This is a genomic window from Sandaracinobacter sp., assembly GCF_041909755.1.
Lineage (GTDB): Bacteria > Pseudomonadota > Alphaproteobacteria > Sphingomonadales > Sphingomonadaceae > Sandaracinobacteroides.
Genome location: NZ_JAYRCW010000007.1, coordinates 22,133 through 37,546, shown reverse-complemented (window position 1 = coordinate 37,546; position 15,414 = coordinate 22,133). Strand labels below are relative to the sequence as shown.

At 67.0% G+C, this 15,414-nt stretch carries 11 protein-coding genes; 9 read left to right on the top strand and 2 right to left on the bottom strand.

What is annotated here, in order from left to right:
• Positions 1–160 precede the first annotated feature (160 nt).
• From ACE3O8_RS02165 to ACE3O8_RS02125, 9 genes are all read left to right on the top strand, one after another.
• Positions 161–1,204, top strand: coding sequence for an HlyD family secretion protein (locus tag ACE3O8_RS02165; protein ID WP_374386305.1), 1,044 nt, complete (start codon positions 161–163; stop codon positions 1,202–1,204).
• Positions 1,201–2,793 (top strand): DHA2 family efflux MFS transporter permease subunit, encoded by a 1,593-nt coding sequence (locus ACE3O8_RS02160; protein ID WP_374386303.1) that lies wholly within the window; start codon positions 1,201–1,203, stop codon positions 2,791–2,793. Before ACE3O8_RS02165 ends, ACE3O8_RS02160 begins: the two co-directional genes overlap by 4 nt.
• Before the next feature lie 95 nt (positions 2,794–2,888).
• Entirely contained in the window at positions 2,889–3,851 is a 963-nt protein-coding gene (gene mdh, locus ACE3O8_RS02155) for a malate dehydrogenase (RefSeq protein WP_374386301.1), read from the top strand.
• An 11-nt stretch (positions 3,852–3,862) separates the two neighbouring features.
• Complete coding sequence (sucC, locus tag ACE3O8_RS02150) at positions 3,863–5,062, top strand: ADP-forming succinate--CoA ligase subunit beta (RefSeq protein WP_374386299.1); 1,200 nt, start codon at positions 3,863–3,865, stop codon at positions 5,060–5,062.
• A 3-nt stretch (positions 5,063–5,065) separates the two neighbouring features.
• Entirely contained in the window at positions 5,066–5,950 is an 885-nt protein-coding gene (sucD, locus tag ACE3O8_RS02145) for a succinate--CoA ligase subunit alpha (protein ID WP_374386297.1), read from the top strand.
• Positions 5,951–6,101: 151 nt separating this feature from the next.
• Positions 6,102–8,945 (top strand): 2-oxoglutarate dehydrogenase E1 component, encoded by a 2,844-nt coding sequence (locus ACE3O8_RS02140; protein WP_374386295.1) that lies wholly within the window; start codon positions 6,102–6,104, stop codon positions 8,943–8,945.
• Positions 8,946–8,955: 10 nt separating this feature from the next.
• Complete coding sequence (odhB, locus tag ACE3O8_RS02135; protein ID WP_374386293.1) at positions 8,956–10,197, top strand: 2-oxoglutarate dehydrogenase complex dihydrolipoyllysine-residue succinyltransferase; 1,242 nt, start codon at positions 8,956–8,958, stop codon at positions 10,195–10,197.
• A 59-nt stretch (positions 10,198–10,256) separates the two neighbouring features.
• A complete protein-coding gene (lpdA, locus tag ACE3O8_RS02130) occupies positions 10,257–11,648 on the top strand; it encodes a dihydrolipoyl dehydrogenase (protein WP_374386291.1) in 1,392 nt (463 codons plus the stop codon).
• The gene (locus ACE3O8_RS02125; protein ID WP_374386289.1) at positions 11,648–12,277 is read left to right on the top strand and encodes a trimeric intracellular cation channel family protein; all 630 of its coding nucleotides are present in this window, start codon (positions 11,648–11,650) and stop codon (positions 12,275–12,277) included. The genes lpdA and ACE3O8_RS02125 overlap by 1 nt, the downstream gene beginning before the upstream one ends.
• Here the strand turns inward: ACE3O8_RS02125 and ACE3O8_RS02120 are convergent.
• Together ACE3O8_RS02120 and sppA are read right to left on the bottom strand one after the other, a co-directional pair.
• Positions 12,265–13,542: an APC family permease gene (locus tag ACE3O8_RS02120; RefSeq protein WP_374386287.1), complete on the bottom strand. Its 1,278-nt coding sequence runs from the start codon at positions 13,540–13,542 to the stop codon at positions 12,265–12,267. The genes ACE3O8_RS02125 and ACE3O8_RS02120 overlap by 13 nt on opposite strands.
• Positions 13,532–15,406, bottom strand: coding sequence for a signal peptide peptidase SppA (gene sppA / locus ACE3O8_RS02115; protein WP_374386285.1), 1,875 nt, complete (start codon positions 15,404–15,406; stop codon positions 13,532–13,534). The genes ACE3O8_RS02120 and sppA overlap by 11 nt, the downstream gene beginning before the upstream one ends.
• Between the last annotated feature and the right edge of the window lie 8 nt (positions 15,407–15,414).

Below are 15,414 nucleotides of genomic sequence, written 5' to 3'. Positions count from 1 at the left end.
TGGCCGCATTGGCGATATTGCGCGGTTGTCGGCACCACCGGTGCCCCATATGGTCGGCCCATGATTCGAGTCGCACTCAGAAAGTCAACCGGCTGACGGGCGGACCGCAAGCCCCTTTTCACCAGTTACCCGCGCGGAATGCGCCCCTTAGGTTTTCGCAATGGATCGTCTGCGCAGCAACATCTTCCCCCTCGTCCTCGGCATTCTTGCGCTGCTCGCGGCCGGGTTCGCGCTCTGGTGGTATCTCGAAGGGCGGCACTGGCAGGCGACCGACAATGCCTATGTCGAAGCCGACATCGCGGTGATCGCGGCCAAGGTGCCCGGCTATGTCGCCCGCGTGGATGTCGCGGACAATCAGCCCGTGAAGGCGGGCGATGCGCTGGTCCACATCGTGGACGCGGATTATCGGGCGGCGCTCGCAAGGGCGGATGCGCAGGTGGAGCAGCTGGCCCGCGCCCGCGGCGCAGCAGGCGCCCGCGCCGTCGCCCAGTCGCGTGGCATAGCAGAGGCGCAGGCCGCCCTTCGCGCGGCAGAGGCAGGCGCCCGCCGGGCCGCGGCCGATGCCGGCCGGGCCGAAAACCTGCTGAAGCTGGGCTTTGCCACCCGTGCCACCGTGGACGCCCGCCGGGCAGAGGCAGAGGCCGCCGCTGCGGCCGTCGTGCAGGGGCAGGCGGCGGTCGCGGCCGCGCAGGCCGGGCGCGATGCCGCCAGCGCCGATACGGGCGGGGCAGGGGCGGCGCTGAAGGCCGCGATTGCGGCGCGCGATGCGGCCGCGCTCGATCTCGAAAACACCGTGATCCGCGCGCCCTATGACGGCGTCGTCGGCAACCGCACCGTCCGTCCCGGCCAGTTCGCGCGGCAGGGCCAGCAGCTGATGGTGGTGGTGCCCGTCGCCCAGGCCTTTCTCGTCGCCAATTTCAAGGAAACGCAGATCCGGGGCATGAAGCCGGGCATGCCTGTCGAGGTGGAGCTGGATGCCTATCCGGGCCAGCCGCTCTCCGGCCGGATCGACAGTTTCTCGCCGGCTTCCGGTTCGCGCTTCTCAATCATCCCGCCCGAAAACGCCACGGGCAACTTCACGCGGATCGTGCAGCGCGTGCCGGTGAAGATCCTGTTTGATCACCCGCTGCCCGAAGGCGTGCGCCTCACGCCCGGAACCTCGGCCGAAGTCCGGGTCGATCTGCGCCGAACCCCCGGCGAATGAACGTCGCCGCCCCGGTGGAGGCGCCGCGCGCGCCGCCGGCCGAAGGCGGCCCGGATACGGCAAGCCTCATCGCCTTCATCCTGATGGCGTTCGGCATGTTCATGGCGATCCTGGATATCCAGATCGTCGCGGCGTCGCTGGGCCAGATCCAGGCCGGGCTTTCGGCCTCCGCCGACGAGATCGCCTGGGTGCAGACCAGCTATCTCATCGCGGAAGTGGTGATGATCCCGCTGTCCGGTTTCCTCTCTCGCGCGCTGGGAATCCGAATGCTGTTCGTGCTGTCGTGCGCGCTGTTCACGGCTGCCAGCCTGGTGTGCGCGATGGTCACCACGATCGAGGGGATGATCGCCGCCCGCGCCTTCCAGGGCTTCGTGGGCGGGGCGATGATCCCCACCGTCTATGCCGCCAGCTTCATGCTGTTCGGCCGCGAACGGCAGACGAAAGTCACCGTCATCATCAGCTTCATCGTCACGCTCGCCCCCACCATCGGCCCGGTGCTCGGCGGCTGGCTCACGGGGCTGTTCAGCTGGCACTGGATCTTCCTCATCAATCTGGTGCCCGGCGTGCTGATCACCATGGGCGTGCTGCTTCTGGTGAAACTGCCGGACCGGCCCGATCACAGCCTGCTGCGCAAGATCGACATTCCCGGCCTCGTCGCCCTGTCGCTGCTGTGCGGCGGCCTCGTGTTCGTGCTGGAGGATGGCGCCCGCCGTCAATGGTTCCAGGACGCGGCCGTCCGCAACATGGCGGGCGTGGTGGTGCTGGCGGCGCTGATGCTGTGGTGGCGGATCCACCATGCGGCGGAACCGATCATCAGCCTGAAGCCCTTCACCAACCTGAACTTCGCGGCCGGCGCGGGCATGGGGGCGGTGTTCGGCATCGGCCTCTACGGCCTCGTCTATCTCTATCCGCTGTTCCTCGGCCGGGTTGCCGGCCTGTCCTCCGAACAGATCGGCACCACCGTCTTCGTCACGGGCATCTTCATGGGCCTCGGCGCGCCGCTGGGCGGGTTCCTGTCCACCCGGATCGACATCCGGCTGCTGGCCTCCATGGGGTTCCTGCTGCTGGCGGGTTCCACCTGGCTCGGCACCGGCATCACCAGCGAATGGCGCTTCTGGGAACTGTTCTGGCCGCAGGCGCTCAGGGGCACAGGCATCATGTTCTGCATCGTCTCGGTCAGCGTGATGGCGTTCGCCACCCTGCCGCAGGCGCAGATCAAGGATTCAACGGGCCTGTTCACCCTGTTCCGCAACATGGGCGGCGCGGCGGGCATCGCCATCATCAACACCATCCTGCAGATCCGCACGAACTTCCACCAGGCGCGGCTGGCCGAGTCGGCCAATCCGGGCCGGGCCGAAATCGCGGAGCGGCTGGAGATGATGACCGGCATGGCCGTGTCGCGCGGGTTGCCCGACCCTGAGAATTTCGCCGTCCGCGCGCTCGCCCATTCCATCCAGAAAGAGGCGCTGACGATGGCGATCGCGGATGCCTTCCTGATCCTGTCGGCCATTTTCGTCTGCTCCGCGCTGATCCCGCTGTTCCTGAAGCGGCCCGGCACATTCGCCGATGCCCCGCCCGACGCGCATTAGAAACAGGTTCAGACCAAAGCCCGGTTGACCATTCGGAAAAGCCGGGTCTATCGCGTGCCTCGCAATTGCAACACCCACCGGCCAAGAGGATCACCATGGCACGCAGCAAGATTGCGCTTATCGGCGCTGGCATGATCGGCGGCACGCTCGCCCACCTGATCGGCCTGAAGGAGCTGGGCGACGTCGTCCTGTTCGACATCGCCGAGGGCACACCCCAGGGCAAGGCGCTGGACATCGCGCAATCGGCGCCCGTCGACGGCTTCGACGTGACCCTGAAGGGCGCGAACGACTATGCCGACATCGCCGGCGCAGACGTCTGCATCGTGACGGCCGGCGTGCCGCGCAAGCCGGGCATGAGCCGGGATGACCTGCTGGGCATCAATCTCAAGGTCATGAAGGCCGTGGGCGAGGGCATCAAGGCCCATGCCCCGAACGCGTTCGTGATCTGCATCACCAACCCGCTCGACGCGATGGTGTGGGCGCTGCGCGAATTCTCCGGCCTGCCGGCCGAAAAGGTCGTCGGCATGGCCGGCGTGCTGGATAGCGCGCGCTTCCGCCACTTCCTGGCGGAAGAGTTCAACGTGTCGGTGAAGGACGTGACGGCCTTCGTGCTGGGCGGCCACGGCGACACCATGGTGCCGGTGGTCGAATATTCCACCGTCGCCGGTATCCCCATCCCCGATCTCATCAAGATGGGCTGGTCCACCAAGGAAAAGATCGACGCCATCGTCGCCCGCACCCGCTCCGGCGGCGGGGAGATCGTCGGCCTCCTGAAGACCGGCTCGGCCTATTATGCCCCGGCCGCCTCGGCCATCGCCATGGCAGAGAGCTATCTGAAGGACCAGAAGCGCCTGCTGCCCTGCGCTGCGAACCTCACCGGGCAATATGGCGTGGACAATCTCTATGTCGGCGTGCCGGTGGTGATCGGCGCGGGAGGCGTGGAGCGCATCGCCGAAATCGCCCTGAACGCCGAAGCCAAGGCCAATTTCACGGTCTCGGTCGATGCGGTGAAGGAACTGCTGGTCGCCTGCAAGGCCATCGAGCCGTCGCTGGCCTGAAGGGATAACCGATGAACATTCATGAATATCAGGCGAAGGAACTGCTCGCGAAGTGGGGCGTTCCCATTCCGAAGGGCGTCGCTGCCTTCTCCGTCGAGGAAGCCGTTGCAGCCACCAAGCAACTGCCCGGGCCGCTCTATGTGGTGAAGGCGCAGATCCATGCCGGCGGCCGCGGCAAGGGCAAGTTCAAGGAACTGCCGCCCGAAGCCAAGGGCGGTGTCCGCCTCGCCCGTTCGGCAGAGGAAGTGGGCGTCGCCGCGGCGGAAATGCTGGGCAACACGCTGGTCACCATCCAGACGGGGGCTGCCGGCAAGCAGGTCCAGCGCCTCTATGTCACCGATGGCGTTGATATCGCCAAGGAATTCTACCTGGCGTTCCTGGTGGACCGCGCCACCGGCCGCGTCGCCTGCGTGGTTTCCACCGAAGGCGGGATGGACATCGAAACCGTCGCCCACGACACGCCCGAGAAGATCAAGACCTTCTCCATCGATCCGGCCACCGGCTGGATGCCGCACCACGGCCGCACCGTCGCCAAGGCGCTGGGCCTTTCGGGCGACCTCGCCAAGCAGGCGGAATCGACTGCCGCGAAGCTCTATGCCGCCTTCCTCGGCACCGATGCGTCCCAGATCGAAATCAACCCACTCGCCGTCACCGACGATTGCAAGCTGATGGTGCTGGACGCCAAGGTGGGCTTCGATTCCAACGCGCTCGGCCGTCACCCGGATCTCGTCGAACTGCGCGACCTCACGGAAGAGGATCCGGCCGAAGTCGAGGCGTCGAAGTACGATCTCGCCTTCATCAAGCTGGATGGCAACATCGGCTGCCTGGTGAACGGCGCGGGCCTTGCGATGGCCACGATGGACATCATCAAGCTGAACGGCGCGGAACCCGCCAACTTCCTCGATGTCGGCGGCGGCGCCAGCAAGGAGAAGGTGACGGCGGCGTTCAAGCTGATCCTCGCCGATCCGGCGGTGGAAGGCATCCTCGTCAACATCTTCGGCGGCATCATGCGCTGCGACATCATCGCAGACGGCATCATCGCGGCCGCGAAGGAAGTGAACCTCTCCGTGCCGCTCGTCGTCCGGCTTGAGGGCACGAACGTCGAACTGGGCAAGGAAATCCTCGCGAACTCGGGCCTGCCCATCGTGAGCGCCGACGATCTGGGCGATGCCGCCCGCAAGATCGTCGCCGAAGTGAAGAAGGTGGGCTGACCCATGAGCATTCTCGTCAACAAGGCCACCAAGGTCATCACCCAGGGCTTCACGGGGAAGCAGGGCACGTTCCACGCAGAAGCGGCCATCGCCTATGGCACGCAGATGGTGGGCGGCGTCGCGCCGGGGAAGGGCGGGTCCACGCACCTGAACCTGCCCGTGTTCGACACCGTGCTGGAGGCCAAGGAAGCCACCGGCGCCGACGCGTCGGTCGTCTATGTCCCGCCGTTCGGCGCGGCAGACGCGATCCTTGAGGCGATCGCGGCGGAAATCCCGCTGATCGTGTGCATCACCGAAGGCATTCCCGTGCTGGACATGGTGCCCGTGAAGCGCGCGCTGCAAGGCTCGAAGTCGCGCCTGATCGGCCCGAACTGCCCCGGCGTCCTCACGCCCGGCGAATGCAAGATCGGCATCATGCCGGGCTCGATCTTCTCCAAGGGCTCGGTCGGCGTCGTCTCGCGCTCCGGCACGCTGACGTACGAGGCCGTGTTCCAGACCACGAATGAAGGCCTCGGCCAGACCACGGCCGTCGGCATCGGCGGTGATCCGGTGAACGGCACCAACTTCATCGATGTGCTGGAGCTGTTCCTGGCCGACGACGCCACCAAGTCGATCATCATGATCGGTGAAATCGGCGGCAGCGCGGAAGAAGAAGCCGCCCAGTTCCTGCGTGACGAAGCGAAGCGCGGCCGCAAGAAGCCGATGGTCGGCTTCATTGCGGGCACCACGGCGCCTCCGGGCCGCCGCATGGGCCATGCCGGCGCCATCGTGTCCGGCGGGCAGGGCAAGGCAGAAGACAAGATCGCGGCGATGGAAGCGGCGGGCATCACCGTCAGCCCCAGCCCGTCCGAGCTTGGCCGTACGCTGAAGGCCGTGCTGAACGGCTGATCAACCGCCGAGGCCCGGCGGGCGGACGGTCGCCTGCCGGGCATCCGGTCGACTTTGGTCGCATGGCTGCCATGACGACATTGCAAGCGGTTGAGGAACTTGCCCTCAACCGCTATCTGCGGCTGACAGGCCCCTATAGGTGATTTGAAAGATGCAAGACGAGCAGGGATTCCCAGACACCCTGCCACGCCCGAGCTGGGCGCGGCCGAACTGGCCCATCACGCCGGATGACGAGCTGACGCTGGCGCTGGATGCGGGCCTGCCCGGCAAGGCCGCTGCCGCCGTCGCCAAATCTGCCGGCAAGCCTGCGCCCGCCGCCAATTCCGAAGACGCGCGCCGCGCGGCGGAAGACACGGTGAAAGCGACGATGCTGATCCGCACCTATCGGGTGCGCGGCCACCTCGCCGCCACGCTCGATCCGCTGGGCCTCGCCGATCGCCCGCTGCCCGCCGATCTCACGCCTGAATATCACGGCCTCACGGATCCGGCCCGGACGATCTATATCGGCGGCCTGTTCGCCGGCATCGAAACCGTCACTGTCTCCGAACTCGTCGCCATCCTGCGCCGCAACTACTGCGGGCATGTCGGCCTCGAATATATGCACATCAACGATGTGGAGGAGCGCCGCTTCCTGCAGGAGCGGATCGAGGGCCGCGACAAGGAGATCCACTTCACGCCCGAGGGCAAGAAGGCGATCCTGAACAAGCTCATTGAGGCGGAGCAGTTCGAAAAGTTCCTCGCCCGCAAATATGTCGGCACCAAGCGCTTCGGCCTGGAAGGCGGCGAGGCGGCGATCCCGGCGCTTGAATCCATCATCAAGGTGGGCGGCGCGCAGGGCGTGAACGAAATCGTGATCGGCATGCCGCACCGGGGCCGCCTGAACGTGCTGGCGAACGTGATGCAGAAGCCGTTCCGCATCATCTTCCACGAATTTTCGGGTGGTTCCTCCAACCCGGATGATGTCGGCGGCTCGGGCGATGTGAAATATCACCTCGGCGCCTCGACGGACCGCGTGTTCGACGGCAACCGAGTCCACCTCTCGCTCACCCCGAACCCCTCCCATCTGGAGGCGGTGAACCCCGTGGTTCTCGGCAAGGTGCGCGCCACCCAGCAGCTGAAGGGTGCCGCGAAGCCCGGGCAGACGAACGACGAGCTTCAGGATCAGGTTCTGCCCGTGCTGCTGCATGGTGACGCGGCCTTTGCGGGGCAGGGCATCGTCGCGGAATGCTTCGGATTTTCGGGCGTGCCGGGCTACAGCACCGGCGGCACGATCCACTTCATCGTCAACAACCAGGTCGGCTTCACCACCAGCCCGGCCTTCGCCCGCTCCAGCCCCTATCCCTCGGATGTGGGCAAGGTGGTGCAGGCGCCCATCTTCCACGTGTATGGCGATGATCCGGAAGCGGTCACCTTCGCAACCAAGGTCGCCACCGAATTCCGGCAGAAGTTCAACCGCGACGTCGTCATCGACATGTGGTGCTACCGCCGCTTCGGCCACAACGAAAGCGACGAGCCGGCCTTCACCCAGCCGCTGATGTACGCGAAAATCCGCGACCACAAGTCGGTCGCCACCCTTTATGGCGAACGACTGGTGGCCGAAGGGCTGGTCACCACGAATGATGTCGCCGCCATGGAAAAGGCGTTCATCGACCGGCTGGAAGCCGATTTCGAAGCCGCCGGCAGCTTCCGCGCCGAAAAGGCCGAATGGTTCGGCGGCCGCTGGCAGGGCCTGCACCAGCCGGCCGATCCGGTCACCGCCCGCCGCTCGGCGGACACGGGCGTCCCGGTCGCCCGCCTCAGGGAAATCGCGGCGAAGCTGCACAGCACGCCCGAAGGCTTTGCCATGCACCGCACGCTGGAACGGGTGGTGAAGGCCCGCGAAGCGGCGGTGGACGCAGGCGAGGGGCTGGACTGGGCGACGGCGGAAAGCCTCGCCTTCGGCACGCTCGTCACCGAAGGGGCCGAGCCGTTCGGGGTCCGCCTGTCGGGCCAGGATTCGGGCCGCGGCACCTTTTCCCAGCGCCATGCCGTCTGGGTCGATCAGAAGACCGGGCAGAAATATGCGCCGTTGGCGCATCTGGGCGGCTCGTTCGAAGTCTATGACAGCCCGCTTTCCGAATTCGGCGTGCTGGGCTTCGAATATGGCTTCGCCATGGCCGATCCGAAGACGCTGGTGATGTGGGAAGCCCAGTTCGGCGATTTCGCCAACGGCGCGCAGGTGATGATCGACCAGTTCATCGCGGCCGGCGAAGCGAAATGGCTGCGCGCCAACGGGCTCGTGATGCTGCTGCCGCACGGCTATGAAGGGCAGGGCCCCGAGCACAGCTCCGCCCGGCTGGAACGCTATCTGCAACTCTGCGCCGAAGACAATATGCAGGTCGCGAACTGCACCACGCCGGCGAACTATTTCCACATCTTGCGCCGGCAGATGCTGCGGCCGTTCCGCAAGCCGCTCGTCATCATGACGCCGAAGTCGCTTCTGCGGCACAAGCGCGCCGTCTCGTCGCTGGCGGACATGGGTGAAGGCTCCACCTTCCACCGCTGCCTCGACGATCTCACCCCCGCCGATCCGGCGAAGGTGAAGCGGCTGATCCTGTGTTCCGGCAAGGTCTATTATGATCTGGCGGACGAGCGCGACGCCCAGGGCCGCGACGATGTCTATATCCTGCGCGTGGAACAGATCTATCCGTTCCCCGGCGACGTCATCGCGGACTATGCCGCCCGCTTCCCGAAGCTGGAAACGGTCGTCTGGTGCCAGGAAGAGCCGAAGAATGCGGGCAGTTGGTTCTTCGTGGAACCGCTGATCGAGGATGCGCTGGGCCGCCGCGCCGTCTATGCCGGCCGCGCCGCCGCCGCCTCGACCGCCACGGGCCTTGCCCGCCGCCACGCGGCCGAACAGGCCAAGCTCATTCACGAAGCGCTGGGAGAGGACAAGAAGGCGGTCCGCGCCGCCATCCGTTCCAGCCTGAAATCGTCGGCCACGAAGGCCGCCTGAGGGGACGACAATGGACGTTGTGATTCCGGCGCTCGGCGAAAGCGTCACCGAAGCAACCATCGGCCAGTGGCTGAAGAAGGCGGGCGACGCGGTGAAGGCCGATGAGCCGATCGTCAGCCTGGAAACTGACAAGGTCGCCGTGGAAGTCAACGCCCCGGCGGACGGTGTGCTGACCGAGCTGAAGTTCAAGGAAGGCGACACCGTCACCGTCGGCGCCGTGATCGCCACGATGGAAGCCGGTGGCGCCGCCGCCGCTCCGGCCGCTGCGCCTGCTCCGGTCGCCGCCCCCGCGCCGGTTGCCGCCGCCCCGGCGCCGGCCCCCGCACCGGCTGCGGCCCCGGCTCCCTCTGCCGCACCGGCGGCCTATGAAGCCATCGCGCCTGCCGTTCGCGTGCTTCTGGACACCTACAATCTCGATCCGGCCAGCATCACCGGCACCGGCAAGGATGCCCGGCTGACCAAGGGCGACGTGCTTGCGGCCATTGAGGCGGGAACCGCGAAGGTGAAGGGCGCGGCTGTACCCGCCGCTGCCGCCACTGCTGCCCCGGCCGCCCGCACCGAAGAGCGGATCCGGATGACGCGCCTGCGGCAGACGATCGCGAAGCGGCTGAAGGAAGCGCAGAACACGGCCGCCATGCTCACCACGTTCAACGACGTGGACATGACGGCGGTGATGGACGCGCGCAACCGCTACAAGGACGCCTTCGAAAAGAAGCATGGCGTGCGCCTCGGCTTCATGTCCTTCTTCGTGAAGGCCTGTGCGCTGGCGGCGAAGGACGTGCCCAGCGTCAACGCCCGCATCGACGGCGACGAGATCGTCTTCCACAACTATTTCGATGTCGGCGTGGCGGTGTCCTCGCCGGGCGGCCTGGTCGTGCCGATCCTGAAGGACGCCCAGGCCAAAAGCTTTGCGCAGATCGAACTGGAAATCGCCGACTTCGGCAAGCGCGCCCGCGACGGCAAGCTGAAGATGGAGGAAATGCAGGGCGGCACCTTCACCATCTCGAACGGCGGCGTGTTCGGCTCGCTGATGTCCACGCCCATCCTCAACCCGCCGCAATCGGGCGTGCTGGGGATGCACCGGATCGAGGACCGCCCCGTCGTCGTGAACGGCCAGATCGTGATCCGCCCGATGATGTACCTGGCGCTCAGCTATGATCACCGCCTGATCGATGGCCGCGAGGCGGTGACCTATCTGGTGCGCATCAAGGAAGCGCTGGAAGATCCCACCCGCCTCGTCATCGATCTGTGATGTCCTGCCGCCGCACACGAACCAGCGGCGGCAACTTTCTGAACTGCAAGGATGGATAAATGGCCGACTATGACGTGATCGTGATCGGCGCCGGCCCCGGCGGCTATGTCGCCGCGATCCGCGCGGCCCAGAACGGCCTCAAGACGGCCTGTGTCGAATCCCGCGAAACGCTGGGCGGCACCTGCCTGAATGTCGGCTGCATCCCCTCGAAGGCGCTGCTGCACGCGTCCGAGCTCTACGAGGAAGTCTCGGCCGGGCATCTGAAGAAGTTCGGCATCACCGCCTCGGCCAGCATCGATCATGGCGAACTGCTCGCCTCGAAGGACAAGGCCGTGAAGGGCCTGACGGATGGAATTGCCTTCCTGTTCAAGAAGAACAAGGTGGACTGGCTGAAGGGCCACGCCAGCTTCGAAGGCCGCAACAGCGTCTCCGTCGCCGGCAAGACCTACACGGCGAAGAACATCGTCGTCGCGACCGGCTCCTCCGTCACGCCGCTGCCCGGCGCGGAGATCGACAATGACAAGGGCGTCATCGTCGATTCGACCGGCGCGCTCAGCCTGAAGAAGGTGCCCGGCCATCTCGTCGTCATCGGCGGCGGCGTGATCGGCCTGGAACTCGGCTCCGTCTGGCGCCGCCTCGGCGCGAAGGTCACCGTCGTCGAATATCTCGACCAGATCCTGCCCGGCATGGACGGCGAGGTGCGCAAGGAATCCGCGAAGCTGCTGAAGAAGCAGGGCATGGAATTCCGCACCTCCACCAAGGTGACTTCGGTGAAGGCCGGCAAGTCGGGCGCCACGCTCACGCTGGAACCGGCCGCCGGCGGCGACGCCACCACGCTGGAGGCCGATGTCGTCCTCGTCTCCATCGGCCGCCGCCCCAACACCGAAGGCCTCGCCCTCGAAAAGGCCGGCCTCGTCCTCAACAAGCGCGGCCAGATCGACGTCGATCATCATTTTGCCACCGCCGTCTCCGGCATCTGGGCCATCGGCGACGTCACGCCCGGCCCCATGCTGGCCCACAAGGCCGAGGATGAAGGCTTGGCCGTCGCAGACAATATCGCGGGCCTAACCGGCTATGTGAACCACGATGTGATCCCGTCCGTCGTCTATACCATGCCGGAAATCGCAGGCGTCGGCCTCACCGAGGAAGCCGCGCGCGAAAAGGGCGAGGTGAAGGTCGGCAAATTCCCCTTCCTCGCCAACAGCCGCGCCAAGGCGAACCAGGATACCGACGGTTTCGTGAAGATCATCGCCGACGCGAAGACCGATCGCGTCCTGGGCGTCTGGATCGTCAACCGGCTCGCCGGCACGCTGATCGCGGAAGCGGCGCTCGCCATGGAAATGGGCGCATCCTCCGAAGATATCGCGCTCACCTGCCACGCCCACCCGACGCATGCGGAATCGCTGAAGGAAGCCGCCATGGCCGTCACGGGCAAGCCGATCCACGTCTGATGGAGCCCGCAGCGCTCGAGGAGCTGCGGCGCATCTTCATCGCGCTGGATTATCTCGGCGTCGCCATCTTCGCCATCACAGGCGCGCTCGTCGCCGCCCGCGCCCGGCAGGACATCGTCACCTGCGCCTTCTTCGCCGGGATGACAGGCATGGGCGGCGGCACCATCCGCGACCTGCTGATCGGCGCGCCTGTCTTCTGGATGGGCGAGGCCGGCTTCGTCGCCGTCTGCCTCGTCGCCACCATCGCCGTGTGGTTCCTGCGCACCGAACAATGGCCCGGCAAGCCGCTGCGCTGGCTCGATGCCGTCGGCCTCGCCGCCTATTCGGCCTTCGGCTCGCTGAAGGCACTCAGCTTCGGCATTGATCCGGTGCCTGCCGTGCTGATGGGCGTGATCACGGCCACCTTCGGCGGCGTCCTGCGCGACATCGTGGCGGGCCAGCCCTCCATCCTGCTCCAGCGCGAAATCTATGTGACGGCGGCGATCGTCGGCGCGATCGTCACCGTGCTGCTCTCAGCACAGGCCGGGCTCAACGGCTGGCTGGCGGGCGGGGCAGGGGCGGCGGCGGCCTTCGCCATCCGGGCGGGCGCCCTCACGCGGGGTTGGAAACTGCCCATTCACCCGGGCTGACGGCTCCGCCTGCGCGCCAGCGCGAACAACAGGGTTCCGGCCAGCACGCTGCCCGCCAGCATTGCCCAGGCATCCGCCTTCGTCTGCCAGATCGCCCACAGGCACAGCGCCGTCGCCAGCGCCGTCACCAGCGCAAGCCCGGCCGGCGGCAGGGCGCGCTCGCCCGAAAGGGCGCGCAGCCTCGGCAGGCTGGCATAGACCAGCAGGAACAGCACCAGCCGGGCCACGGTTCCCACCACCGCCAGCCACACGAAGCTGCCTGTCAGCGCCAGCAGCAGGGCGACGCCGCCAAAGGCCAGGATGGCGTTCACCGGCGTGCCCGACGCGGCGTTCACCCGCCCGAACCAGCCCGGCAACACCCCCCGTTCAGACATGGCGAACAGCAGCCGCGGCGACGACAACAGATTGCCGTGCAGGTTCCCCGCCAGAGAGGCGAGCGCCGCAACCGCCACCAGGGTTGCCCCGGCCGCCCCCGCCACGCTGTCGCCGAATGCGATCATCGGCGCGTCGGCGCTGTCCGCCGGGTCCACCGCCAGGAAGCCGAACTGGATCAGCATGTAGAAGGCCGTCGTCAGCAGCAGCGTCAGCACCAGTGCGCGCGGAATGGTCCGCCGGGCGTCCTTCGTCTCGCCCGCCGGCACCAGCACATTTTCGAACCCCACAAAGGCATAGAGGAGGATCAGCGCGCTCGCCTCCACCTCTGAAAGTGGCGGGAATGGCCCCGGCGCAGGCAGCCTGTCCCCGAACATCCACAGCCCCGCCAGCACCAGCAGCAGCAGCGGCAGCACCTTCACCACCGAAACGGCCCCCAGCAGCCGGATGGATTGCTTCACGCCCGCCACATTGGCCGCTGTCAGCCCCGCGATCAGCAGCAGGATCACCAGCGGCGCGGTCAGCGGGCCGTCCAGCGCCGGGAACAGCCCGGTGAAATAGGATGCGAACACATTCGCATTGGCCGCCAGCGCCGTCAGCTTTGCCAGCGTGAACAGCCACCCGGCCTGGAACCCGGCAAACGGCCCGAACGCCGTCCCCACATAGGCGACAGGCCCGCCACTGATGTCGAAGCGCGCGGCCGCCGCAGCCAGCGGCACCACCATCAACAGCATCGCCAGCCCGAAGATCGGGAACAGCCAGGGCCCGAACGGCCCGAACGCCTCGTGAACCAGGCCGGGCAGCATGAAGATGCCGGCCCCCACGATGCCGTTGAAGGTGATCAGTGCCGCGCCCAGCGGCCCGATCCCCCGGCGCAGGCCCTCAGTCTGCAAGCAGAGCCTTCAGCAGGGCCGGAAGTTCGGTGCGCCCGGCCGATTGCGCCGGCACGGAATATCCGGTGCAGGTCAGGCAATGCGCCTGCACGGTCGGCCCCTTCGCCACGGCGATCGCGGCTTCCACCTGCGCTGTCGCCCGCATACGGGATATGGCGACGGCCCGCGCCATCGCATCCTGCCCGGGCGCGGCGCGAACGCCGCCCAGTTTCGACAACAGCTGCACAAGGAAGGGCTGCGGCTGCCGCATCACCAGGATGCGCGGTTCGCCCTTCAGCCCGGCCTGCCGCGCCGCTTCGCCGATGGCGGCCTGAAGGTCGCCATAGCGGTCGATCAGCTTCAGCTCCTTCGCCCGCGTGCCGGACCAGACGCGCCCTTCCGCGATCGGCGCCACTTCGGCCACCGGCATCTTCCGCGCGCCTGCCACGATGGTCAGGAACTGCTGATAGATATCCTGCACGCCGCCCTGGATCAGCGTGCGCGTCGCGTCGTTCAGGCCGCCCACCACGTCGGGCTGGCCGGAAAAGGGCGTGGTGGTCACGCCGTCCGCCGAGACGCCGAACTGCTTCAAAGTCGCTTCGAAGGTGGGGATCACCCCGAACACGCCGATGGAGCCGGTCACCGTCGCCGGGCTGGCAAAGATCATGTCCGCACCCGTTCCCACCCAGTATCCGCCGCTCGCAGCCACCGGGCCGAAGCTCGCCACCACCGGCAGCTTGCGCGCGCGGGCTTCCAGCATCGCCTGCCGGATCTCGTCAGAGGCCAGCGCAGAGCCGCCGCCCGAATCCACCCGCACCACGATCGCCTTCACATCCCCGTCGGCAACCGCATCCTCGATCAGACGCCGGATGCTGCTGCCGCCCGCTGTCCCCGCAGGCGCGTCGCCATCCACGATGGAGCCGGCCACATGCACCACGGCGACCGCGTCGCCCGTTTCGGCCACCGGCCGCCGCGCGGCCCAATAATCCGCAATGTCGATCCGCTTGTAGTCGCCCGGCCGGTCAGGCTCATCGCCGTCGCCCAGACGCTCCTTCAGCTTCGCGTTCCATGCGCTTTCGGTGATCACCACGTCCACCAGCCCGGCGGCCTTCGCCAGCTCGGCCTGGCTCTGGTTCGCGCCGCGCACCCGGTCCGGCCAGCTTGCCAGTGTCGCCGCCACATCCAGTTCCTGCCGCTCGCGCTGCACGGCGGTGCGCCAGGAGGCCCACAGGTCGTTCGCCAGTTGCTGGTCGGCCTCCTTCGCCTGGGGGGAGGCATCATTGCGGGTGAAGGGCTCGACAAAGCTCTTGTAGGTGCCAACGCGGAACACCTCCACATTCACCTTCAGCTTGTTGAGCGCATCCTTGAAATAGAGATTGCTGCCCCCCGGCCCCGTCAGCGCCACGGCGCCCATGGGGGAGATCCCGATGCTGCTGGCGTGCGCGGCCAGATAATAGCCGGAATCGGTGTAGGCGGTCGCCCAGGCCTCCACTTCCTTGTTCGTCGCGCGAAAGCGCTTCAGCGCCGCGCCGACACTTTCCAGATTGGCCTGCCCGCCACCCATGAAGCCGTCCAGGTTCAGCGTGATCATGCTGATCGCCGGATCGGCGGCCGCCTTGTCGATGGCGCGCACCAGCGCCAGCGTCTCGGTTTCGGGGATGATGTCCTGCCCGCCCAGCATGGCCAGCGGCGCCGGCTCGGTTGCCTCGTCCACCAGCAGCCCGTCCAGGTCGATCTCCAGCGCCGCGCCGTCGGGCACGCTCACCTTCGGCGCGCTCATCGACAGGCTGGCCCACAGCACGCCGAACAGCAACAGCATGAACAGCAGGACCAGCGCGTCCTTCACGCCGACAAGGAATGTCCAAACGCCCTTCAGGAACTGCATCGACCCGG